18 protein-coding genes and 1 pseudogene are annotated in these 24146 nt (G+C 62.6%); 2 read left to right on the top strand and 17 right to left on the bottom strand.

Going from position 1 to position 24146, the window contains the following annotated elements; translation table 11 throughout:
* Positions 1 to 20: 20 nt before the first annotated feature.
* A pseudogene (locus PLD_RS31205) lies at positions 21 to 1079 on the top strand (methyl-accepting chemotaxis protein); the annotation flags it as partial.
* A complete protein-coding gene (locus PLD_RS31200) occupies positions 1065 to 1937 on the top strand; it encodes a methyl-accepting chemotaxis protein (protein ID WP_371929089.1) in 873 nt (290 codons plus the stop codon). The pseudogene PLD_RS31205 and the gene PLD_RS31200, both read left to right, overlap by 15 nt.
* Before the next feature lie 116 nt (positions 1938 to 2053).
* Here the strand turns inward: PLD_RS31200 and PLD_RS17305 are convergent, their stop codons facing one another.
* The 17 genes from PLD_RS17305 to hutU form a co-directional block, all read right to left on the bottom strand.
* Positions 2054 to 2788, bottom strand: a complete 735-nt coding sequence (locus tag PLD_RS17305; RefSeq protein ID WP_159894812.1) for an amino acid ABC transporter ATP-binding protein — start codon at positions 2786 to 2788, stop codon at positions 2054 to 2056.
* Positions 2781 to 3743, bottom strand: a complete 963-nt coding sequence (locus tag PLD_RS17300) for an amino acid ABC transporter permease (protein ID WP_159894810.1) — start codon at positions 3741 to 3743, stop codon at positions 2781 to 2783. Before PLD_RS17300 ends, PLD_RS17305 begins: the two co-directional genes overlap by 8 nt.
* A 144-nt stretch (positions 3744 to 3887) precedes the next feature.
* On the bottom strand, positions 3888 to 4685 hold the full coding sequence (locus PLD_RS17295) for a transporter substrate-binding domain-containing protein (RefSeq protein WP_159894808.1): 798 nt from the start codon (positions 4683 to 4685) through the stop codon (positions 3888 to 3890).
* 226 nt (positions 4686 to 4911) lie between these two features.
* Positions 4912 to 7482 (bottom strand): glucans biosynthesis glucosyltransferase MdoH, encoded by a 2571-nt coding sequence (mdoH, locus tag PLD_RS17290; RefSeq protein WP_159894806.1) that lies wholly within the window; start codon positions 7480 to 7482, stop codon positions 4912 to 4914.
* Positions 7475 to 9271: a glucan biosynthesis protein G gene (locus PLD_RS17285; protein WP_371929061.1), complete on the bottom strand. Its 1797-nt coding sequence runs from the start codon at positions 9269 to 9271 to the stop codon at positions 7475 to 7477. Before PLD_RS17285 ends, mdoH begins: the two co-directional genes overlap by 8 nt.
* A gap of 306 nt (positions 9272 to 9577) precedes the next feature.
* Positions 9578 to 10015 (bottom strand): D-aminoacyl-tRNA deacylase, encoded by a 438-nt coding sequence (dtd, locus tag PLD_RS17280; RefSeq protein ID WP_159894802.1) that lies wholly within the window; start codon positions 10013 to 10015, stop codon positions 9578 to 9580.
* On the bottom strand, positions 10012 to 10983 hold the full coding sequence (gene pip, locus PLD_RS17275) for a prolyl aminopeptidase (protein ID WP_159894800.1): 972 nt from the start codon (positions 10981 to 10983) through the stop codon (positions 10012 to 10014). The genes dtd and pip overlap by 4 nt, the downstream gene beginning before the upstream one ends.
* Positions 10984 to 11198: 215 nt before the next feature.
* Positions 11199 to 11999: an N-formylglutamate deformylase gene (gene hutG / locus PLD_RS17270; protein ID WP_159894798.1), complete on the bottom strand. Its 801-nt coding sequence runs from the start codon at positions 11997 to 11999 to the stop codon at positions 11199 to 11201.
* A gap of 10 nt (positions 12000 to 12009) precedes the next feature.
* The gene (hutI, locus tag PLD_RS17265) at positions 12010 to 13215 is read right to left on the bottom strand and encodes an imidazolonepropionase (RefSeq protein ID WP_159894796.1); all 1206 of its coding nucleotides are present in this window, start codon (positions 13213 to 13215) and stop codon (positions 12010 to 12012) included.
* Between the two features lie 12 nt (positions 13216 to 13227).
* On the bottom strand, positions 13228 to 14640 hold the full coding sequence (locus PLD_RS17260; protein WP_159894794.1) for an amino acid permease: 1413 nt from the start codon (positions 14638 to 14640) through the stop codon (positions 13228 to 13230).
* Positions 14641 to 14796: 156 nt separating this feature from the next.
* The gene (gene hutH, locus PLD_RS17255; protein WP_159894792.1) at positions 14797 to 16335 is read right to left on the bottom strand and encodes a histidine ammonia-lyase; all 1539 of its coding nucleotides are present in this window, start codon (positions 16333 to 16335) and stop codon (positions 14797 to 14799) included.
* 115 nt (positions 16336 to 16450) lie between these two features.
* A complete protein-coding gene (hutH, locus tag PLD_RS17250; RefSeq protein ID WP_159894790.1) occupies positions 16451 to 17974 on the bottom strand; it encodes a histidine ammonia-lyase in 1524 nt (507 codons plus the stop codon).
* A 78-nt stretch (positions 17975 to 18052) separates the two neighbouring features.
* Positions 18053 to 18883 (bottom strand): glycine betaine/L-proline ABC transporter ATP-binding protein, encoded by an 831-nt coding sequence (locus tag PLD_RS17245; protein WP_159894788.1) that lies wholly within the window; start codon positions 18881 to 18883, stop codon positions 18053 to 18055.
* Positions 18880 to 19731: a proline/glycine betaine ABC transporter permease gene (locus tag PLD_RS17240; protein WP_159894786.1), complete on the bottom strand. Its 852-nt coding sequence runs from the start codon at positions 19729 to 19731 to the stop codon at positions 18880 to 18882. The genes PLD_RS17245 and PLD_RS17240 overlap by 4 nt, the downstream gene beginning before the upstream one ends.
* Positions 19732 to 19806: 75 nt before the next feature.
* Complete coding sequence (locus PLD_RS17235) at positions 19807 to 20772, bottom strand: ABC transporter substrate-binding protein (protein WP_159894784.1); 966 nt, start codon at positions 20770 to 20772, stop codon at positions 19807 to 19809.
* Positions 20773 to 20847: 75 nt separating this feature from the next.
* Positions 20848 to 22317: a cytosine permease gene (locus PLD_RS17230; protein ID WP_159894782.1), complete on the bottom strand. Its 1470-nt coding sequence runs from the start codon at positions 22315 to 22317 to the stop codon at positions 20848 to 20850.
* Positions 22318 to 22461: 144 nt separating this feature from the next.
* Positions 22462 to 24144, bottom strand: coding sequence for a urocanate hydratase (gene hutU, locus PLD_RS17225; RefSeq protein ID WP_159894780.1), 1683 nt, complete (start codon positions 24142 to 24144; stop codon positions 22462 to 22464).
* Positions 24145 to 24146 lie beyond the last annotated feature (2 nt).

Below are 24146 nucleotides of genomic sequence, written 5' to 3'. Positions count from 1 at the left end.
CAACTGAGGGAGTCTGCAGCATGCATCGATGGCTAACCCGAAACCTGGGAAACCTGAGCGTCAGCCTTAAACTCGGCGTCGGCTTCGGCTTGGTGCTGCTCCTGACCTTATTGATCACCGCCACCGGCTGGAACGGCTTGGGTCGTGTAATCGAACGGGGCGACAAGCTGGGCAATATTTCTGCGCTCAACGCCCTGAGCAAGGACCTGCGTATCGCCCGCCTCAACTATGAGAAGACGCATGGCGAGCAGGGCCCGGCCGCGGTCAACGACTTGCTCAAGCAACTCGACGACGGCCTGCAAGCGGCCCGCCTCCAGCTGCAGCATCCCGAAAGCACCGCGATGGTTGATCAGCAACTGCTCACCATGGCCGAGTACCGCAAGGCCTTCGCCGACATGACCCGTGCCATCACCCAGCGCGAGGAAGCAAGATCCAAGCTTGGCGCCACCGCGGACAACGCCGTGAACCGGGTCGCGGAGGTCGAAAAGTCACTGCTACAAGGCGATAGCGTGGCGCAATTCAACAGCATCATTGAACTCTCGAAACTGATCCAGCAGGCGCGCTTCCAGGTGCGCGGCTACACCTACAGCGCCAAACCCGAAGCCAGGCAACCGGCCCTGGATGCGATCGACAACGCCCTGAACTACCTCACCAGCCTGCCTTCGCGGCTGCCCGAGCAGCACCTCGCCAAGCTGCAGCAGGCCAGCGAGTCGCTGAAGGCGTACCGTGCAGCCGTCAGTGCGGTCAGCGATGCCGAGCAAGCCAGCAACGACGCACTCAAGCGTATGGCCACCCAAGGCGCACGGCTGATGGACCTGAGCAAACAACTGACCGCCGCACAAACCGCCAAGCGCGACAGCGATGCCTATCAGGCCAGGAGCACCCTACTGATCGCCACGGTACTGGCGCTGGTGTTCGGCCTGATTGCCGCCTGGGCCATCACCCGACAGATCATCTCGCCCCTGCAGCAAACGCTCAAAGCCGCTGAGCGGGTGGCTGCTGGCGATCTCAGCCAGAATCTGGCAGTGGATCGACGCGATGAAATGGGCCAACTGCAAAGCGCGATGCAGCGCATGACCCTGGGCCTGCGAGAACTGATCGGCGGTATCAGCGAGGGTGTCACCCAGATCGCCAGCGCCGCCGAGCAATTGTCCGCCGTCACCGAGCAAACCAGCACCGGGGTCAACAGCCAGAAAGTCGAAACCGACCAAGTGGCCACGGCAATGAATGAGATGGCGGCCACAGTGCAAGAGGTGGCGCGCAACGCCGAGGAAGCCTCCGAGGCGGCCGTAGCGGCCGACCAGCAAGCGCGTGAAGGCGATCGGGTGGTCAACGAAGCCATTGCCCAGATCGAGCGCCTGGCCAACGAAGTCGGCAACTCCACCGAAGCCATGGGCCATCTCAAGCTGGAAAGCGACAAGATCGGCAGCGTCTTGGACGTGATCAAGTCGGTGGCCCAGCAAACCAACCTGCTGGCCCTCAACGCCGCGATCGAGGCGGCGCGAGCCGGTGAAGCAGGACGCGGTTTCGCCGTGGTGGCGGATGAAGTGCGCAGCCTGGCCCAACGCACCCAGCAATCCACCGAAGAAATCGCCGAACTGATCGTCGGCCTGCAAAGCGGTACCCAGCAAGTGGCCAGCACCCTGGACACCAGCCGCAGCCTGACCGATAGCAGCGTCGAGCTGACCCGCCGGGCCGGCGGTTCCCTGGAAAACATCACCCGCACCGTGTCGGCGATCCAGGCCATGAACCAGCAGATCGCCGCCGCCGCCGAGCAGCAGAGCGCCGTGGCCGAAGAGATCAATCGCAGCGTGTTGAATGTACGGGATGTGTCCGAACAGACATCATCGGCCAGCGAGGAAACCGCCGCCTCCAGCGCTGAGCTGGCGCGCTTGGGGATTCACTTGCAGGGCCTGGTGGGACGTTTCCGGGTCTGATTGCCCTTGCAGCCACCGCCGAAGCCGCGATCGACGCTACGATCGTGGCCTTCGGCGGCTGGGAGCTGGGGACGAAGGCCCTTTGGGCCCTGGCGCAGCCTCGCGCTCGGCAGCGGCTACAGCACCTGGCGTAGGAATGCCTGGGCCCGTGGGTCTTGCGGGGAGTCGAAGAATACATCCGGCGCGGCATCTTCCAGCAGCTTGCCATGATCGAAAAACAGCACTCGATCCGCCACTTCCCGGGCAAACCCCATCTCGTGGGTCACGCAAACCATGGTCATGCCTTCCACGGCCAGGGTTTTCATCACGTCCAACACTTCGCCGACCATTTCCGGGTCCAGGGCCGAGGTGGGCTCGTCGAACAGCATGACCTTGGGTTCCATGGCCAAGGCCCGGGCTATCGCCACCCGCTGCTGCTGCCCCCCAGAAAGCCGCGAGGGAAACTCATGCGCCTTCTGCGCAATCCCCACCTTCTCCAGCAGTGCCAGGGCCTTGGCCTCACGCTCCTGCTTGCCGCGCTTGCGCACCACCTTCTGCGCCAGGCAGAGGTTTTCCAGCACCGTCATGTGAGGGAACAGATTGAAGTGCTGGAACACCATGCCCACTTCCCGCCGATAGGCATTCACATCAGTCTTGGGGTCGGCCAGTGACACCCCGTCGATGCTCACCGAGCCGGAGTCGAATACCTCCAGACCATTGAGGCAGCGCAGGAAGGTCGACTTTCCGGAACCGGAAGGACCGATCACCACCAGCACTTCGCCCTTGGCCACCTGGGTAGTGACGTTATCCACCGCCCGCACCACCTGGCCGCGAGCGTTGAAGACTTTTACCAGATCGCGGACTTCAATCACTTTGCGCGAGCCTCCGCTCAAGCCGGCTGGCAATTTTCGACAGCGGCAGGTTGATCAACAAGTACAGGCCCGCCACGCAGAACAGAATCTCGAACGGCGAGAACGAGGTGGTGATGACTTCCCGGCCACTTTTCAGCAACTCGGTGATCGCAATCACCGACACCAGCGAAGTGTCCTTGACCAGGCTGATGAACTGCCCGGCCAGCGGCGGTAGGACCCGCTTGAAGGCCTGGGGCAGCACCACATGGCGCATCGACTGACCGGCACTGAGGCCCAAGGAACGGGCTGCTTCATTCTGGCCACGGGCAATGGACTGCACCCCGGCGCGAACGATCTCCGCCACATAGGCCCCAGTGAACAGCGACAGCGCGGCAATCCCGGCAAATTCCCGGGACAGGTTGAGCACCGTGCCAATAAAGAAATAGAAGATGAAGATTTGCACCAGTAACGGCGTGCCCCGCACCAGTTCGACATAGATCGTCGACAGGTCGCGCAGGGTCGGGTTGTTTGACAGCCGGCACAAGCCCGTGCCCAGGCCGATGATCAGCCCCAGCACGCCAGACACCGCCGACAACCACAAGGTGGTCCACAGCCCCCACAGCAGCGGTCCTGCCGCCCAGTGCCGAGTCACGCCGATGACATCCCCCTCGGCCACGTCATCGCCACGCGCCACTTGCAGGCTGTTTTCAGCAACGCTCAGTTGCTGCTCATCGCCAGCATCGCTGCGCAGCGTGACCTCGGCCTTGTCACCCTTGCGTACCACCTCGATGACGGTGGAGATCTCCGACGCCCGCTGCGACTCTTCGGCTTGATAGACGAAGTACTGCGGCACGCGGTTCCAGCGCCATTCGTAGGCCATCAGCGAGGTGGCGTAATACAGGGCGCCGGCCAGGACGACCAGCACCAGCACGGTGAGCACGTGCCAGGGCCATTGGGCTTTGTTGTGTTTGTTCACTTTGCAGGTTCCAGCAGTGTGCAGCGAGGAGGTTCGGCGGAGGCTAACAACACGTCATCGCACGCCAGCTCGCCCCACGCGCACATTGCCGATGTGCTGGGGGCAAGCGTGTCTGCGATCAACCGCGCAGCGCGTACCTGGCGCTTATTCCATGTCCTTGAGCCACGCGGTGCTCTTGAACCACTTGGCATGGATGCGATCGTAGGTGCCGTCTTCGTGGATCTGGTGCAGGAAGTTGTTGATGAAGTTGAGGCTGTCGTAATCGCCCTTCTTCAGACCAAAGGCCAAAGGTTCGTAAGTGAAGGGCTTGTCGAGGAACACCAGCTTGCCGTTGCCGACCTTGTTCAGCGCCACCACGTTGTACGGGGCGTCGTAGATGAAGGCGTCAGCCTTGCCGTTGACCACGTCCAGCACGGCTTCCTGCTCGTTGTCGTAGCCGTGGTACTTGGCTTTGGCGATCAGCTTCTTGGCGACCATTTCCCCGGTGGTGCCCAGCTTGGAGGTAATGCGGTAATCGGCGCTGTTCAAGTCCTTGTACGACTTGATGGTGCCTTCCAGCTCCTTGCGGATCAGCAGCGTTTGGCCGACCACGATGAAGGGTTCGCTGAAGTTCAGGCGCAGGTTGCGTTCCTGAGTCAGGGTCATGCCGCTGCCGATCATGTCGAATTTGTTGGTCAGCAGGGCCGGGATGATGCCGTCGTAGCCGGTGGAGACCATCTCCAGCTTCACCCCCATGGACTTGGTCATGGCCTTGAGCAAATCGACTTCAAAGCCAATGATTTCGCCGCGTTTGTTGGTCATTTCGAAGGGCATGTAGGTCGGGTCCATGCCGACTTTCAGCGTACCGCGCTTGACCGCGTCATCGATGGCGCCGGCCTGGGCCGTGTTGACGGCCAGCAAGGCGGCGGCGCCTGCCAGCAGCAGCGAAAGATACTTCTTCATCTCAAGTCCCCTGAAGCCATTTTATTGTGGTGTTTGTGCGCAGTAGGCCTGAAATGAAAAATCTCCGGATATCAAGCCGTTGTCGATCACGCACAGAAATTCGCGGGAGCGATGCTAACGCACTCGGGCATTTGCACAAGGGTTTTTGTTAGCCGGCCAGGCAGAGTCGGAAACATCGGCGGCACACAATAAAACGCCCTTGAGCGGGGGCTCAAGGGCGTTGGCTTCAGGCCGGTTGCGGCGCCGCGATCAGCGGCTGCAAGGGCAGCAGCGGCGCATGGGGGTCGGCATCCACCGATTGGCGCCAAGCGCTCAGCCACTCGCGATGCCCCTCGCTCCAGACCTGCTGGTGCAGGCGGCCCAAAGTCACCGGATCACTCAACAGCGCCAGACGCTCACTGTTGTTCAACGCCGCCGGACCGACTTTGAGCGCATGGCGCACGCGCTCCTGGCGCAGCCACTCGATCGGCTCGGCCTGGGTGTGGCGGGATGTGGCCAAGGCACAGGCCAGAGCGTTCTGCTGCGGATCCACCACGGCTCGGACAAAGCCGTCGTTAAGCGCATGCCAGCGGTTCTCGTGGGTGTACTGATCGGTCGCCAGCAGCGCCTGGGGCGGCGCATATTCCTCGGGAATCAGGAACAGACTCTCGTCACGGGACTTCAGGCCCAGGCCAACACGGCTGGAGATCACAGACACCGGGATCGACAGCATCAGCGAACCGACGATCGGCACCAGCCACCAGAGAAAGCTCGGGTTCAGCCAGATCACCAGCAGCGCCCAGCAAAAGCCCAGCAGGGTCTGCGGGCCATGGCGACGCACCGCCTCGCTCCAGGGCGTGGAGTCATCGTCACGCTGTGGCGAGTTCCAGGTCGCGGCCCAGCCGAGGAACGCGGCCAGGACGAAACGGGTGTGAAAAATCATCCGCACCGGCGCCAACAGCATGGAGAACAGCATCTCCAGGAGCATCGACAGGGTGACCTTGAACTTGCCACCAAACTCTTTCGCGCCCTTGGCCCAGATCAGGATGATGCTCAACAACTTCGGCAGGAACAGCAGCACGATAGTCGTGGAGAACAGCGCGATGGCTTTGTCCGGGTGCCACTGCGGCCACAGCGGATACAGTTGCCGTGGCTCGAGGAAGTACTGCGGCTCCATCAGGGTATTGACTGCCAGCAGCGCGGTGGACAGCACCAGGAAGAAAAACCACAGCGGCGCCGACAGGTACGACATCACCCCGGTGAGGAACACCGCGCGGTGTACCGGGTGCATGCCCTTGACCAGGAACAGGCGGAAGTTCATCAGGTTGCCGTGGCACCAGCGACGGTCACGCTTGAGCTCGTCCAGCAGGTTCGGTGGCAGCTCTTCGTAACTGCCAGGCAGGTCGTAGGCAATCCACACGCCCCAGCCGGCACGGCGCATCAGCGCGGCTTCGACGAAGTCGTGGGACAGGATCGCACCGGCAAAGGCGCCTTTACCGGGCAACGGCGCCAGGGCGCAGTGCTCGATGAAGGGCTTCATGCGGATGATCGCGTTGTGGCCCCAATAGTGGGACTCACCCAACTGCCAGAAGTGCAGGCCGGCGGTGAACAACGGGCCGTAGACCCGGGTCGCGAACTGCTGCATGCGCGCATACAGCGTGTCCATGCCCGAGGCCCGCGGCGCGGTCTGGATGATCCCCGCATCCGGCGTGGCTTCCATCAGGCGCACCAGGCTGGTCAGGCACTCACCGCTCATCACGCTGTCGGCGTCGAGCACCACCATGTACTTGTAATCACCGCCCCAGCGTCGGCAGAAGTCGTCGAGATTGCCGCTCTTGCGTTTCACCCGGCGGCGGCGACGGCGGTAGAAGATCTTGCCGAAGCCCTTGGCCTCGCGGCACACCTCCAGCCAGGCCTGCTGCTCGGCGACGCAGATATCGCTGTCGTTACTGTCGCTGAGGACGAAAAAGTCGAAACGGTCGAGATCCCCGGTGGCCGCCACCGACTCGAAGGTCGCCCGCAGCCCGGCGAATACCCGCGGCACGTCTTCGTTGCAGATCGGCATCACCAAGGCAGTGCGCGCCTCCCTGGGAATCGGCTCGTTGCCGGCGCTGGCCCCGGAGATGCGGTACTTGTCGTGACCGGTCAGCAGCTCCAGAAAGCCCATCAATGCAGTCCAGAAGCCCGCCGATACCCAGCAGAACAGGATGCCGAACAGGATCAGGATGCTGGTCTGCAAGGCATAAGGCAGCACCTGCTGCGCGGTGAGCGTCAGCGGTTGGTGCATCACCTCCTCCAGGTCGACGAAAGACCACCCCTGGTACGGCATGATGCCTTTCATGTACCAGCCGGCGACGATGGTCTGACCGAGCATCAGCACCAGCAGAATGTAGCGCCGGATCGAACCCACGGTGCGCCAGCGGGCAGCGGGCAGCACCCGTTCGTCCTTGGGTGGCGCGGGTGGATTGGTGCGCCCAGTCAAACGCCGCCAGCCACGCACCAGGATATTGGTACGCCACGGCTCCGGCACTACCTTGGTGCGGCGGATCGGCGGCGTGGCCTTGAGGCACACCCGGCCCTGGGCGTCGACACCCAGCATCTCGGCGTCTTCAAGCTCGGCGGCGGTGCTCAGGCTCAGGCGCTCGCCCACCGAGACCTGGGCGGCATCGGCGGACTCATCGAAGGCCTTGGACGACAAGCGCTGGTGCAACTCGCTAAAGGACTGGCAGCCCGCGAGTTCGGCGCGCTGCTCATCCGACATCGGCAGGTGAGCCAGGTACTCGGCAAGCGACGCTGGCTGTAGTGGAGAGTTACTCATCGGCAGGCAACTGATAGCTCCAGGTCTCGGTCAGGACTTGTTCCGTGTTAACCGGTTCCGGCGTGGCTGGGGCCGCCTCGGCAGCAGCAGGCTGCTTGGCGTCTTTAGGGGCCTTGTCCTTGACGCTCTTCGCGTCTTGGGCATCCTTGGCCGGCTTGGCTTCGGCCTGTTTGGCGGCTGCAGCTTCCTTGTTCTTCTTCTCCTGCTGCTTGGCGGCGATCTTGTCGGCCTTGGCGATGGAGGAATTGGAGTTGGACGTCGAAGCCTTGGCCGGCTCGGCCACCGGCATGTCGCGCACCAGCGCGGCGCGCATTTCGGTGGATTTGCTCGCGTCCTTGATCTTCATCCGCAGGGTCAGGCGCCAGCCTTTGGTTTGCGGGTTGTAGCGAACGCTGTTCTCCACAAGCTCAGCGTTGTCACCTACGCTGACTTGGCTGCGAACCTCGGTGTCCTCCGGCAACGCCTCCAGGGACGGGCCTACAAAGTCCACCAGATAGGCCACGCTGCCATCGGGTTGGCGAATCAGGTTGGATTGCTTGACGTCACCGGTGGAGCGCAGGGTCTGTTGCACCCAGGCGCTGTCAGGATCATGCAAAGCGGCTTCGTCGATGGTCCAGTGCATACGGTAAGCGAAGTCCAGCGGCTGGCCTGGCTCGGGTTGTTTTTCCGGGTTCCAGAACGCCACGATGTTGTCGTTGGTTTCGTCCGCGGTAGGGATTTCCACCAGATCGACCGTGCCCTTGCCCCAGTCGCCCTTGGGCTCGATCCACGCGCTTGGGCGCTTGTCGTAGCGGTCGTCGAGGTCTTCGTAGTGGCTGAAGTCACGACCACGTTGCAGCAGACCGAAACCGCGCGGGTTCTCTACCGAGAAGTTGCTCACGGCCAAGTGTTTCGGGTTGTTCAGCGGACGCCAGATCCACTCGCCATTGCCGGCATGGATCGACAGGCCGCTGGAGTCATGCAACTCGCGACGGTAGTTGAGGACTTTCGACGGCTGGTTGGCGCCGAACAGGTACATGCTGGTCAGCGGGGCCAGGCCCAGCTTGCCAACCTTGTCCCGCAGGAACACTCGAGCCTTGACGTCGACGATGGTGTCGGCGCCCGGGCGCAGGGTCAGGCGATAAGCACCGGTGGCCCGTGGCGAATCCAGCAGCGCGTAGATCACCAGGAATTTGTCGGTCGGTTTGGGTTGTTGAATCCAGAACTCGCTGAAGCGCGGAAACTCTTCGCCGGACGGCAAAGCCGTGTCGATCGCCAGGCCGCGGGCAGACAGGCCATAGGTGTGACCTTTGCCGACGACGCGGAAGTAGCTCGCGCCCAGCATGGTCATGATTTCGTCTTGCTTGTCGGCTTTGTTGATCGGGTACAGGACGCGAAAACCGGCGTAGCCAAGCTTATCGGTGGCTTTGGGATCGAACTTGACGTCGCCGAAATCGAAACGACTCGGGTCGTACTTGATCTCGGTAACGCTTTTGGCGCCGATTTCGTTGATCTTCACCGGCGTGTCGAAGTGCATGCCCTGGTGATAGAACGACAGCTTGAACGGGGTCTTCTTATCGGCCCATTCAGCTTTTTCGGTGAGGAAGCGGATTTTCTGGTAGTCCGCGAACTTCATGTCACGAAACTCGTTCGGCAGGTTACTGCGCGGGGCTTCGTACTTCTGCTCGGCCAGGTCTTTGGCTTTGGCCGACACATCATCCAGACTGAATGCCATGAGTGGACCGGCACCGAACAGGCAGATTAGCGCAGAGCCCGTCACCAGTGCGTTTCGTAACCGTTTGGCAAACAAATTAGGTGCGTTACAGGGACTAACAATCACGAGCAACCCTCGCCGAAAACAAATCAATAAACCAACGGCCAGCTATCTAGATGCCAGGTTGGCGAGCATTGTTCCGACTCCGATGGGGCAAAATGATTCCCCAAACGGCCTAGGACAAGTCTCTACTTAAGTCAAAATGGGCCAACGAACGCTGATCCCCGTAGCGCGCGATTATCTAGTAGGCCGCGTTACAACGCATCAGGGGTAACAAAGTATTTATTGCGAAAAACGGCAGTTTTCGACCCGGATCGGCGGAAAAAGATGTTTCTGCCGTTTTCAGGCCTGTAACAGGAAGGTTACCGGGCCATCATTGACCAAATGCACCTGCATATCCGCACCAAAACGCCCTGCTGCCACATTGCCATGCAGCTGGTGCGCCCTCGCTACCAGATAGTCGAAAAGCGCCTGTCCGAGGGCCGGCGGCGCCGCCGTGGAAAAACTCGGACGCAAACCGCTTTTGGTATCTGCCGCGAGGGTGAACTGCGACACCAGCAGCAGCCCGCCCTGCACGTCAGCCAAGGACAGATTCATCTTGCCCTCGGCGTCACTGAACACTCGATAGTTAAGCAGCTTATGCAGGAGTTTGTCGGCGCTGGCCTGGGTGTCCTCGGGCTCGACCGCCACCAGCACCAGCAAGCCCTGGTCCACTGCGCCGACGACTTCGCCGGCCACTTCCACCCGCGCGCCGCGCACGCGCTGCAACAGGCCCTTCATGCTTCTTCAGGCGGCAGGTCGAGTAAGCGTCGCGCCATCTGATCGGTGGCTCGCACCAGCGCGTCGGTAATCCCCGGCTCGGAGGCGGCGTGGCCGGCGTCGCGAATCACCTGCAATTCACTGTTGGGCCAGGCCTGATGCAGTTCCCAGGCGTTATCCAGAGGGCAGATCACGTCATAGCGACCATGGACGATGACCCCGGGCAGGTGAGCGATCTTGCCCATGTCGCGGATCAACTGGTCAGGCTCGAGAAAGGCGTTGTTGATGAAGTAATGGCATTCGATCCGGGCAATCGACAGCGCTCGCTGCGGCTCGGAGAAGCGATCCACCACCTGCGGGTTCGGACGCAGGGTCGCGGTGCGCCCTTCCCAACCCGACCAGGCCTTGGCGGCATGCATCTGGGCGATCTGGTCATTGCCGGTCAGGCGTTTGTGGAAAGCGCTGACCAGATCGTGACGCTCTTCCTGGGGGATTGGCGCCACGTAGTCCTGCCAGTAATCCGGGAACAGGCGGCTGGCACCGCACTGGTAATACCACTGAATTTCCTGGGGACGGGCGAGGAAGACTCCGCGCACGATCAACCCGAGTACCCGGTCAGGATGGGTTTGCGCATAAGCCAGGGCCAGCGTCGAACCCCAGGAGCCGCCAAACAGTACCCACTTGTCAATGCCCAGGTGCTGACGAATCCGCTCCAGGTCGGCCACCAGGTCCCAAGTGGTGTTGTTCTCCAGGCTGGCGTGGGGGGTGGAACGCCCGCAACCGCGCTGATCGAAGGTGACGATGCGGTACAGGTTGGGGTCGAAGTAACAGCGACTGGCGCCATCACAGCCGGCGCCCGGACCACCGTGAATGAACACCACCGGCAACCCCTCCGGTGAACCACTTTCGTCGACATACAGTACGTGGGGCTTGTCGACAGCCAGATCGTGCCGAGCATAGGGTTTGATCTGCGGGTACAAAGTCTGCATGACGCGCTCCGTGGAGGTCAGGTTCATCCCTGAAGGGACTTCATTTATTCTGCCGTCCGGCATCATAAACCTGAATCACGCAATCAGCATGTCCTTGAAGAAAACAGGACTAGCCCGGGGTTGACGCCGTCAGTTAACGGCGCTGCGCCAACCAGCCCGCGCCTACAAAAAACCACAGGTTCCTGGTAAGTACCAGCCGGTCGGCGATGGCGATCTCAAGCGTAACGCTCTTGCCCCCAGGCCAGCAGGTCCTGCAGCAACGCCTTGAGCACCCCCTGGGTCGGTGCTGCCAGATCCTCGCGATAGCGGAACGGCTCGAATTCCTCCATGTAAGTGCTTTGTGTCAGTTCCAGTTGCACCGCATGAATGTGTTCGGCCGGGTTGCCGTAGTGCCGGGTGATGTGTCCGCCCTTGAAACGGCCGTTGAGCACGTGGGTGTAATCACCATGGGCGGCGCAAATGCGCTCCAGCCGGCTGGCCAGTTGCGCATCGCAACTGGCGCCGTTGAAGGTGCCAAGGTTGAAGTCCGGCAGCTTGCCCTCGAACAAACGCGGAATCCGCGAACGAATGGAGTGAGCATCGAACAGCAAGGCGTAGCCGAACTCGGCCTTGAGCCGCGCCAACTCCTCTTGCAGGGTGCGGTGATAAGGCCCCCAGACCTGCTCCAGGTACTGCTGCCGCTCTTCCTTGGATGGCGCCTGGCCCTCGACGAACAACGGCTCGCCGTCGAACAACGTCGCCGGATACAAGCCCGTGGTAGCACCCGCATACAAGGGTTTATCATCGGACGGCCGGTTCAGGTCGATGACAAACCGCGAATACTCGGCGGCCAGGGTGCTGGCCCCCAGCGCCTCGGCGAAGTCATACAGGCGCGGCATGTGCCAGTCGGTGTCCGGCAGGCTCTGCGCCTGGGGAATCAGCCCGGCGGCTACTTCCGGGGTCAAGCGTGTACCGGCGTGGGGCATGCTGATCAGCAGGGGCACCCGGCCTTGTTTGAATGTCAGAACCTTATCCACAACCCTTCTCCTAAACAGTCACTTCAACGCCGTGTCGCACGACGCGTTTTTCCAGGTCACCGCCCAGCCAATAAGCCAGGTCGGCGGGACGATCGATCTGCCAGGCAACGAAGTCTGCCACCTTGCCCGCTTCCAGCGAACCATGAGTCTTTTCCATACCCAGCGCCTGGGCCGCGTGCAAGGTAACACCCGCCAGCGCTTCTTCCGGCGTCATACGCAGGCAGGTGCAGGCCATGTTCAGCATCAAGCGCAGCGACAGCGCCGGCGAGGTGCCGGGATTGAGGTCGCTGGCCACGGCGATTTTTACCCCGTGCTTGCGCAGGGCGTCCATCGGCGGCAACTGGGTTTCGCGCAGGAAGTAGAACGCCCCCGGCAGCAGCACCGCCACCGTGCCGGCCGCCGCCATGGCAATGGCATCGTCCTCGGTCATGAACTCCAGGTGATCGGCGGACAGTGCGTGGTAACGCGCAGCCAGGCTAGAGCCATGCAGGGACGACAGCTGCTCGGCATGCAATTTCACCGACAATCCGAGTTTCTGCGCCGCCACGAAAACTCGCTGCACCTGGGCCGTAGAGAACGCCAGGTATTCACAAAAGGCATCCACGGCGTCCACCAACCCTTCGGCAGCCAGGGCCGGGAGCATCTCGCTGCAGATGTGCTCGATATAGTCGTCGCTGCGCTCGGCATATTCCGGCGGCAGAGCGTGAGCCGCCAGGCAGGTGCTGCGCACACTGACCGGCAACTCCTCGCCAAGACGGCGGATCACCCGCAGCATCTTGCGCTCGCTGGCCAGGTCCAGGCCGTAGCCGGACTTGATTTCGACGCTGGTGACACCATCGCGCAGCAGGCTCAGCAGACGCTTGCGGGCGCTGACGAACAGCTCCTCTTCAGTGGCCGCGCGGGTCGCCCTCACGGTGCTGGCGATACCGCCACCGGCGGCGGCGATCTCGGCGTAGCTCACGCCTTGCAGGCGCTGCTCGAACTCACCGCTGCGGTTGCCACCGAACACCGTATGGGTGTGGCAGTCGATCAGGCCCGGGGTCACCCAGGCCCCCGCTAGGTCTTGCTCCTGATGGTAATCGGCGACCGGCACCTGTTGGCGCCGGCCGATCCACTCGATGTGCTCCCCTGAGGTCACGATGGCCGCATCCTCGATGATCGAGTAAGCGCCTTGAGCCATGCTGGCGACGTTGCAGTGTTGCCAAAGCGTTTTCATCCAAGGCCTCCGTTATTGATGAGTCGGTAAAGGCGCATCGGTGCCGATTGGCTGGGCCTGCCCGGTTGTCGGCTTGACCCACAACAGGTATGCCACCACCAGCAGAACGATCCACACCACACCCACCATCAGCGCCGCTTGAGTTTTCGGGAAGTAACCCAGAACGCCGAAGATGAACAGCATGAAGGCAATCGCCGCCGCTGGCGCCCAAGGCCAGAACGGCACCTTGAACTGCAACCGGGCCACCTGCTCGGCGGTCATGGAACGGCGCATCGCCACGTGGGTCAAGAGAATCATCAGCCATACCCAGACGGTGGCGAAGGTGGCCAGGGACGCGATCAGCAGGAAGATGTTCTCCGGAATCAGGTAATTGAGCACCACCCCGCCCAGCAGGGTCACGGCCATCACCAACACCGTCATCCATGGCACCCCGGCCTTGGACACCCGAGCAAAGCCTTTGGGCGCCTGCCCTTGCTGAGCCAGACCGTACATCATGCGCCCGGCACCGAAGATGTCGCTGTTGATGGCCGACACCGCCGCCGAAATCACCACGATATTGAGGATGGTCGCCGCCGAGCTGATACCCAGACTGTCGAAAATCTGCACGAACGGGCTGCCCTGGGTGCCGATCTGCGGCCAGGGGAAAATCGACATCAGCACGAACAGGGTCAGTACGTAGAACAGCAGGATGCGCAGGGGCACCGCATTGATCGCCTTGGGAATGACCCGCTGCGGGTCCTTGGCCTCACCCGCGGTGACGCCGATGATCTCGATGCCGCCAAAAGCGAACATCACCACCGCAAAGGAGGCGATCAAGCCGCCAATACCATTGGGCATGAAACCGCCATGGGCCCAGAGATTGCTGGCGCCGGTCGCCTGTTCGGTAGCGGCCGAGCCGATGCCAAACAGCATGATGCCAAAACCGCCGAGAATCATGGCGATGATCGCCCCGACCTTGAGCAGCGACAGCCAGAACTCCATCTCGCCGAAGACCTTGACGCTGCACAGGTTCAGACCGCCAATCAGCAAGACAATGGACAGCACCCAGATCCAGCGCGCCACCTCGGGAAACCAGAAACCCATATAGATGCCAAAGGCCGTGACATCCGCCAGGCAGACGATGAGCATTTCAAAAGCGTAGGTCCAGCCCAGGATAAAGCCCGGCAAAGGCCCCAGGTACTGACTGGCGTACTGCCCGAAAGAACCGGATACCGGGTTGTGCACGGCCATCTCCCCCAGCGCGCGCATCACCATGAACACTGCCGCGCCACCGATCAGGTAAGCCAGCAGCACCGCCGGGCCGGCCATCTGGATGGCAGAGGCCGAGCCGTAGAACAATCCGGTGCCAATGGCCGATCCCAAGGCCATGAAGCGTATATGGCGGGCGGTCAGTCCCCGACGTAATCCTGTTGCTTGCGATTGCATGTCATCGTCCCTTTTATTGTTATCGGACAAGTGCGTTCCGCGCAGAAGCGCGGGGCGGCAGAAACGGACGCTCCGCGCCCGTCTAGCAGGTACAGCGAACCGACAGGAGCCACCGCTCTCGGCCGAGCGCGGAGTGATCGAGTGGCCCGGCGTGCATTACAGGCTCGGCAACAACTGGGCTGGCAGCAGCCCATTCAGGCACCGTGAAGCCAACAACTCGCTGGCCGCATTGATATCCGGTGCAAAGAAACGGTCCTTTTCGTAGTACGCCACCTTGTCGCGCAGGGCGGCGCGGGCTTTCTCCAGGGGGGGCGAGGTTTTCAGGCCTTCGCGCAGGTCCAGGCCCTGGCACGCCGCCAGCCATTCCACGGCGAGAATGCCGCGAGTGTTCTCGGCCATTTCCCACAGACGCTTGCCAGCGGCCGGAGCCATGGACACGTGGTCTTCCTGGTTGGCCGAGGTCGGCAGGCTGTCCACCGAGTGCGGGTGCGCCAGGGCCTTGTTCTCGCTGGCCAGGGCCGCAGCAGTGACCTGGGCGATCATGAAGCCGGAGTTGACCCCGCCGTTGGCCACCAGGAACGGCGGCAACTGGGACATGTGCTTGTCCATCATCAACGAGATCCGGCGCTCGCTCAGGGAGCCAATTTCAGCAATCGCCAGGGCCATGTTGTCAGCGGCCATGGCCACCGGTTCAGCGTGGAAGTTGCCACCGGAAATCACGTCGCCTTCGGCAGCGAACACCAGAGGGTTGTCGGACACGGCGTTGGCTTCGACCACCAAGACGTCGGCGGCCTGGCGGAACTGGGTCAGGCAAGCGCCCATCACCTGAGGCTGGCAACGCAAGGAGTAAGGATCCTGGACCTTGTCGCAGTTCTGGTGCGAAGCGGAAACCTCGGTGCTCTCGCCCAGCAGTGCGCGGTAGGCGGCAGCGGAATCGATCTGCCCACGTTGGCCGCGCGCGGCATGAATCCGCGCGTCGAACGGCGAACGCGAACCCAGCACCGCTTCCACGGTCAAACCGCCGCACACCAGGGCACCGGCGAACAGGTCTTCGCCTTCAAACAGGCCCCGCAGGGCGAACGCGGTGGACACCTGGGTGCCGTTCAGCAGCGCCAGGCCTTCCTTGGCGGCCAGGGTCAGCGGCTTGAGGCCGGCGATCTCCAGCGCCGCGGTGGCTTCCAGCCACTGGCCCTTGTAGCGACCCTGACCCTCGCCCAGCAGCACCAGGGACATGTGGGCCAGAGGCGCCAGGTCGCCGGAAGCGCCCACCGAGCCCTTGAGCGGAATATGCGGATAGACCTCGGCGTTGATCAGGGCGATCAGGGCATCGATCACCTGACGGCGGATGCCGGAGAAACCACGGCTCAGGCTGTTGACCTTGAGCACCATGATCAGGCGCACCAGATCGTCGCTGATCGGCTCACCGACACCGGCGGCATGGGACAGCACCAAGGAGCGCTGCAGGTTTTCCAGATCGGCACTGGCGATGCGGGTCGAAGCCAGCAGACCAAAACCGGTGTTGATTCCGTAGGCGGTGCGTTTTTCCGCCAGGATCTGCTCGACACAGGCGACGCTGGCGTCAATCTGCGCCGAGGCGCTGTCGTCCAGGGTCAGGGTCAGCGGCTGCTGATAGATGGCCCGCAGTTGAGCCAGGCTCAGTTGGCCGGGAATCAGGTTGAGTGCAGTCACATTCATGCTCCTTTTGAGAGTTTTGTAATAACTACCAGTCGCTCCGGAAGCTTCCGTTATCCGTCGTCATTCGCGGTTTTGCGCGAGCGGCGCCTTGGCACGCTGGTGATGGAAAAAAGGTTTATTGCACCTTGGGAAAACGTTTGGGCAGCAGCAAAGAGTCCTTGAGCAGCGCAGCGGCGCTGGCAATGTCCGGCGCCAGCCAGCGGTCCTGGTCATAAGCCGGGACCCGCTCGCGCAACAGACACCAGGCAATACCAGTGCCGATGCCGAAGCGCTGCGCCTTGAGAAATTCGAAGGCCTGGGCCGCCAGCAGGTACTCGACGGCCAGGATCTGGGTGCAGTTCTCCAGCACCTGCTGCAGCTTCAGGGCGGCGTTGGTGCCCAGGCTCAGGTGGTCCTCCTGCAGGCCTGAGGTGACGTAGTTATCCAGCACCGCCGGTTGGGCCAGTTGACGGTTCTGGGCACACAGCGAAGCCGCTACGTACTGCACGATCATCATTCCGGAGTTGACCCCGGGCTCGCTCACCAGAAACGCCGGCAAGCCACTGACATGGGGGTTGATCAGGCGGTCCAGGCGACGCTCGGCGATCGAGCCGATCTCGGCCATGGCGATGGCTAGCAGGTCCGCCGCCAGCGCCACCGATTGCCCGTGGGGGTTGGCCTGGGACACCACTCGATAGTGCTCCGGGGTGCCTAGCAGCAACGGATTGTCGGTGGCGCCATTGAGCTCGGTTTCCACCTGCCTGGCCGCGTGGGCCAGTTGATCCCGGGCGGCGCCATGCACCTGGGGAATGGAACGGATACTCAAGGCGTCCTGGGTACGGAGGCCGCGGCTTGCGGCGATGACTTCACTGCCATCGAGCAAGGCCCGCAGGTTGCTGCCCACCACCTGCATCCCGGGGTGCGCCTTGAGGGCGATGATTTCGGCATCGAAGGCGTCGATCTGGCCGCGCAGGGCTTCAAAGCTCATGGCGCCGATGACATCGGCCCACTGCAACAGGCGGCTGGCGTCATCCAGGGCCAGACAACTCAGGCCCGTCATGCACGGCGTACCGTTGACCAGGCACAGTCCATCCTTGGCACCCAGTTGCACCGGCTGCAGCCCCTCTTCGGCCAGGGCCTGTCCGGCCGCCACCAGGCGTCCGCGATAGCTGACCTGGCCGACGCCCAGCAGGGCGATGCCGATATGGGCCATGTGAGTCAGGTAGCCCACCGAGCCCTGGGATGGCACTTGCGGGGTAATGCCACGGTTGAGCAGGGTCAGCAGCGCCTCGACCACCTGCCGGTGGAGGCCGGACTTGCCGTGGCTGTAGTTGACGATAGCGGCGCAGAGGATCGCCCGGGTCTGTTCGTCGGCCAGTGCCGGGCCAACGCCGCAGGCGTGGCTGAGCAGGGTATTGCGCGACAGCTGACTGAGTTGCTCACCGGCCAGCACCACGTTGCACAGGGCGCCGAGACCGGTGCTGATGCCATAGGCACGCTGGCCGCTGTCCACCACCTGGCGAACGATGGCCTGGGCATTGTCGATACGCGCCCAGGCCTGCTCCGAGAGTTCGAGCACAGCGCCGTGACGGGCGACGGCGACAACGTCCTGCCAACCCAGGGGGGCGTCGGCGATTACGATCTTTTCTGCCTGGAACATCGTTAACCTCGTGGTGAAATCCGCGGGCCTCTTCGCTGGCAAGCCAGCTCCCGGGGCCCGGACCTGTTGGCTGTTGAGCTACACCGTCGCGGCGCGGCGCTGGACGAAACGGTCGACGTACTCGTCCGCCGGCGAATGCAGGATCTCCTTCGGCGTACCGACCTGGATCAGGCGGCCGTCCTTGAGGATCGCGATGCGATTGCCGATGCGCACGGCCTCGTCCAGATCGTGGGTGATGAAGACGATGGTCTTGTGCAGGGTCTTCTGCAATTCCAGCAACTGGTCCTGCATCTCGGCGCGGATCAGCGGATCCAGGGCGCTGAAGGCTTCATCCATGAGGATGATGTCGGTGTCCGCGGCCAGGGCCCGGGCCAGGCCGACCCGCTGGCGCATGCCGCCGGACAGCTGGTGCGGGTACTTCTTCTCGTAGCCCTTGAGGCCCACGGTGTTGATCCAGTGCAGGGCGCGCTCGGCGCACAGCGACTTGCTCTCGCCACGCACCTTGAGGCCGTAGGCGACGTTGTCCTGGACATTGCGGTGGGGCAGCAGGCCAAAGCTCTGGAACACCATGCTGATCTTGTGCCGGCGGAATTGGCGCAGGGCTTCCATGCCGTATTGCAGGATGTCTTCGCCATCCACCAGGATCGCCCCACTGGTGGGATCGATCAGACGGTTGAAGTGGCGCACCAGGGTCGACTTGCCGGAACCGGACAGCCCCATGATGACGAATATCTCACCGGTGCCGATGCTCAGCGACAGATCGTTGACCCCCACCACGCAGCCGGTCTGGGCCAGTACCTGATCCTTGCTCTGGCCCTGGCGGATCATCGCCAGGGCATCAGAGGGACGGTTGCCGAATATCTTGAAGACGTTCCTGACTTCGATCTTGCTCACGGCAGCACTGCTCATTTGCTCACCTCATGACGTGGACGACCGTAGGCCTGGGTAATGCGGTCGATCACCACCGCCAGAATCACGATCGCCAACCCCGCTTCCAGGCCACGCCCGACATTGAGGGTCTGGATCCCCACCAACACATCCTCGCCCAGGCCGCGGGCCCCAATCATTGAGGCGATCACCACCATCGACAGAGCCATCATGGTGGTCTGGTTGATCCCAGCCATGATGCTCGGCAGGGCCAGGGGCAATTGCACGCCGAACAGCTGTTGCCAGCGGTTGGCGCCGAAGGCGTTGGTCGCCTCCATCACCTCGCCGTCCACCTGGCGGATGCCCAGGTCGGTGAGACGAATCAGCGGCGGTGCGGCATAGATCACCGTGGCGAAGATCGCCGGCACCTTGCCCAGGCCGAACAGCATCAGCACCGGGATCAGGTACACGAAGCTGGGCATGGTCTGCATGATGTCCAGCAGCGGCATCAATACCGAACGCAAACGGTTGCTGCGAGCCGAGAGGATCCCCAGGGGAATGCCGATCAGCACCGAAATCACGGTCGCTACCAGCATCAGCGCCAGGGTCTGCATCAGCTTGTCCCACAGGCCGACGGCGCCCACCAGGAACAGCAGGCCGACGATCATCGCCGTGGTCACCAGCTTGCGGGTGGAGTGCCAGGCGATGCCGCCGACAATCGCCAGCATCAGCCACCAGGGTGCCATGCGCAGCAGGCCTTCAAGGTTGACGATGGCCCACAACAAGGTGTCGGAGATATGCCGGAACACATCGCCATAGTGGGTCACCAGGGAGTCGACCCAGCCGTTGACCCAGTCGGCGATGGAAAAGGTGAAGCTTTCTGGAAACATAAGAAACTCTCGATCGATCAAAGGGGTTGCAACCCAGCGCCCGGCGATCCCGCAGGATCGCCGCAGAGCCTCGCCCTACAAGGCCGCGTCGATTTTCTTGGCGGCCTCTTCGCTCACCCATGCATGCCAGACTTCAGGATGTTCCTTGAGGAAGATCTTCGCCAGTTTCGGCGACTCGATACGTTCCTTGGCCATGCGACCCAGGTTCTGGTTCAGCAGGTCGATCGGCAGGTTGGCCTTGGCCAGTACCGCCACCAGTTCCGGGGCTTCGTCATGGAAGGTTTTGGACAGGCCGACCTTGATGCTCACGCTCTTGTCGACGCCGGGTTTCTCATCCAGCTTGACCAGATCCACCTGGCCCATGAGCGGGGTCGGAGACCAGTAGTAGAAGAGAATCGGTTCGCCACGCTTGTAGCTCGACAACACCGCCGCATCCAGGGCCGGGCCAGTACCCGGACGGAAGTTGGTGTAGCTGCTTTCCAGGCCGTAGCTCTTGAGCATCTCACTGTTGTCCAGCTCACAGGTCCAGCCGGCCGGGCAGTTGTAGAAGCGGCCCTTGCTGGGTTCTTCCGGGTCTTTGAACACGCTGGCGTACTGGCCCAGATCGGCGATATTTTTCAGGTTCGACGCCTTGGCTTCGAGCTTGCGCTTGGCATCGCCCTCGATCACATAACGCGGCACGTACCAACCTTCGACGGCGCCCACCACCGGTGCGCCCACGCCCACCACCTTGCCGGCCTTCTCGGCCTTGTTCCACACCGCGCTGCGGCCCACCCACTCTTCCGCGAAAACCTGAATGTCATTGCTGCTCAGGGCGTTTTCCATGGTGATGGAGTTACCCGGCAGGCTGTCGGTCTTGCAGTCGTAGCCCTTCTCCAAGACGAACTGCAAGACATCCGTCAGCAACATGCCGCTTTCCCAATTCAAACCGGCGAATTTCACCGCTTTGCCCGATTCGCACCAACCAGCCGCCTGAGCGCCGGAGGCGGCCAGCAAGCCCATGGAGATCAACGTGGTCAGCAGGGTCTTAGGCATTTTCATTATGTGGCACTCCTAATCATCAGTTGGCTTATGGCAGTTAAGAGGCATCCAGCCCTGTCCACGTCCTATCAAGACTCATGCCGCTGCAGTGCGGCCGGTCCCACTCGTTTTTTGTCCAGCGGGCGCGCCCTGCTCTACCGGCAGGATCAGTTGCTCAGGCACCGCGCCATGCCACTTCTTCGCGCAGACGTAATACAACGCCGCAGGCACCACCAGGCCGATGATCCAGGAGATATCGGTATCGCCCAGACTCGCCACCAGGGGACCGGTGTAGAAGTGGGTGGAGATGAACGGCATCTGGACCAGCACGCCGAACACATAAACGCTGATGCCCAAGACATTCCAGCGGCCGTAGCGACCGTTCGGGTCGGACAGGCCCGGAATGTCATAACGCTCCTTGGTGATGCAGTAGAAATCCACCAGGTTGATCGCGCTCCAGGGCGTGAAGAACGCCAGCAGGAACAGGATGAAAGACTTGAATGCACCGAGGAACGAGTGCTGGCCGAGCAGCGCGATCAGGGTCGCGGCAGCGACGATCAGCAACACGAAGACCAGACGCTGCAGGCGCGTCACTTTCAGCTCGCCGCGAAAGCCGCTGATGATGGTCGCGATGCACATGAAGCTACCGTAGGAGTTCAGCGTCGAGATGGTCACCTTGCCGAAGGCGATGCTGAAATAGAGCATCGCGGCAATCGCGCCACTGCCACCCAGGCCGACGATGTACGCCACTTCACGGCCGGCGAACTGGCCCTGGGACAGGGCCGCGGCGAACACCCCGAGCACCATCGCCACCTGGGCACCGATCACCGAACCGGCGCCAGCGGCGAGGAAGGTCTTCAACGGCAACGTCTTGCTCGGCAGGTAGCGCGAATAGTCGGCCACGTAGGGACCGAACGCGATCTGCCAGGATGCCGCCAGCGACACCGCCAGAAGGAAAGTGCTCCAGCTGAAGTGACGAATGGCCAACAAGGCGCTGACGTCGGTCTGGCTCAGCAACCGGCTGAACAGATAGAAGAAGGCGACCACACCAATCACGCTAGCGACTCGGCCGATGTAGTGAATCACCCGATAGCCAAGCACGGTGAACAACACGATGACGCTGGCGAAGATCAGGATGCCGACACTGTCGTCCACACCAAACATCTGGCCCAGCGCCTGCCCGGACAGCACCGTACCGGTGGCGGTGAACCCCAGGTACATCAGGCACACCAGCACCATCGGGATGGCCGCGCCATAGACGCCGAACTGTACCCGACTGGAGATCATCTGCGGCAGGCCGAGCCTCGGCCCCTGCGCCGCATGCAGCGCCATCACCGCGCCGCCCAGCAGTTGCCCGATCAGCAGACCGATCAACGACCAGAACACATCACCGCCCAACACCACCGCCAGTGCACCGGTGACGATCGCCGTGATCTGCAGGTTGGCACCCAGCCACAGGGTGAACTGGCTCAATAAACGACCGTGTCTTTCCGCTTCCGGGATGTAGTCGATCGAACGCCTTTCGATCAACGGTCTGTTGCTAGCACAATCAGTCGATACAGCCATGGACGTCCAACCTCTATGGGCACTACAGACGATATCCACTGCAGGAGCGCGCTCGCTCGCCAGACGGCACAACTGATGCACCGCGGGGCTTGCTTCGCCAGCAAGCTGGCTCCTACAGGGAGGGTGGGGTGAACCAAACGCCGCTTACTTGCCGGTGATCATCGGCAGGTTCAGGCCCTGTTCCTTGGCGCAGTCGATGGCGATCTGGTAGCCGGCGTCGGCGTGACGCATGACCCCGGTGGCCGGATCGTTGTGCAGCACCCGGGCAATCCGCTCGGCCGCTGCATCGGTGCCGTCGCAGACGATGACCATCCCCGAATGCTGGGAGAAGCCCATGCCGACACCGCCGCCGTGGTGCAGGGACACCCAGGTCGCACCGCTGGCGGTGTTCAACAGGGCGTTGAGCAGCGGCCAGTCGGACACAGCGTCGGAGCCGTCCTGCATGGATTCGGTTTCACGGTTCGGGCTGGCCACGGAGCCGGAGTCCAGGTGGTCGCGACCGATGACGATCGGCGCCGACAGCTCGCCGCTGCGGACCATTTCGTTGAACGCCAGGCCGAGCTTGGCGCGCTGGCCCAGGCCGACCCAGCAGATCCGTGCCGGCAGGCCCTGGAAGCTGATGCGCTCGCGGGCCATGTCCAGCCAGTTGTGCAGGTGGGCGTCGTCGGGGATCAGCTCCTTGACCTTGGCGTCGGTCTTGTAGATGTCCTGCGGGTCGCCGGACAACGCCGCCCAACGGAATGGACCGACGCCACGACAGAACAGCGGACGGATGTAGGCCGGCACGAACCCCGGGAAGTCGAAGGCGTTTTCCACCCCCTCTTCCTGGGCCATCTGGCGGATGTTGTTGCCGTAGTCGAAGGTCGGAACCCCCATCTTCTGGAAGGCCAGCATGGCTTTGACGTGTTCGGCCATCGACTGCTTGGCGGCCTTGATCACGGCGGCGGGCTCGGTCTTGGCGCGGTCGCGGTACTGCTCCCAGGTCCAGCCTTTGGGCAAGTAGCCATTGAGCGGGTCGTGGGCGCTGGTCTGGTCGGTGACCATGTCCGGACGCACGCCGCGACGCACCAGTTCCGGCAGGATTTCGGCAGCGTTACCGCACAGGGCGATGGAAATCGCGCGGCCTTCGGCGGTGTATTTCTTGATCCGCGCCAGCGCGTCATCCAGGTCGGTGGCCTGTTCGTCGACGTAGCGGGTCTTGAGGCGGAAGTCGATGCGGGTCTGCTGGCACTCGATGTTCAGCGAGCAGGCCCCGGCCAGGGTCGCGGCCAGCGGTTGCGCGCCGCCCATGCCCCCCAGGCCGGCAGTCAGGACCCAACGGCCCTTGAGGTTGGAATCGTAGTGCTGGCGACCGGCCTCGACGAAGGTTTCGTAGGTGCCCTGGACGATGCCCTGGCTGCCGATGTAGATCCAACTGCCGGCGGTCATCTGGCCGTACATGGCCAGGCCCTTGGCGTCCAGCTCGTTGAAGTGCTCCCAACTGGCCCAGTGCGGCACCAGGTTGGAATTGGCGATCAGCACCCGTGGCGCGTTGCTGTGGGTCTTGAACACGCCCACCGGTTTGCCGGACTGCACCAGCAGGGTCTCGTCGTCATTCAGCTGGGTCAGGGCTTCGACGATCTTGTCGTAGCACTCCCAGTTGCGCGCGGCGCGACCAATGCCACCGTAGACCACCAGTTCCTTGGGATTCTCGGCGACTTCCGGGTCGAGGTTGTTCATCAGCATGCGCAGCGGCGCTTCGGTCAGCCAGCTCTTGGCGGTCAGCTTGTTGCCACGTGCGGCGCGGATTTCGACGTTGCGAAATTGGGTGGGTTTGCTGTCAGTCACGG

This window comes from Pseudomonas sp. LD120, from assembly GCF_009861525.1.
Taxonomy (GTDB): Bacteria; Pseudomonadota; Gammaproteobacteria; order Pseudomonadales; family Pseudomonadaceae; genus Aquipseudomonas.
The sequence above is the reverse complement of the archived record's forward strand: the minus strand, read 5'-3'. Positions and strand labels throughout refer to the sequence as shown.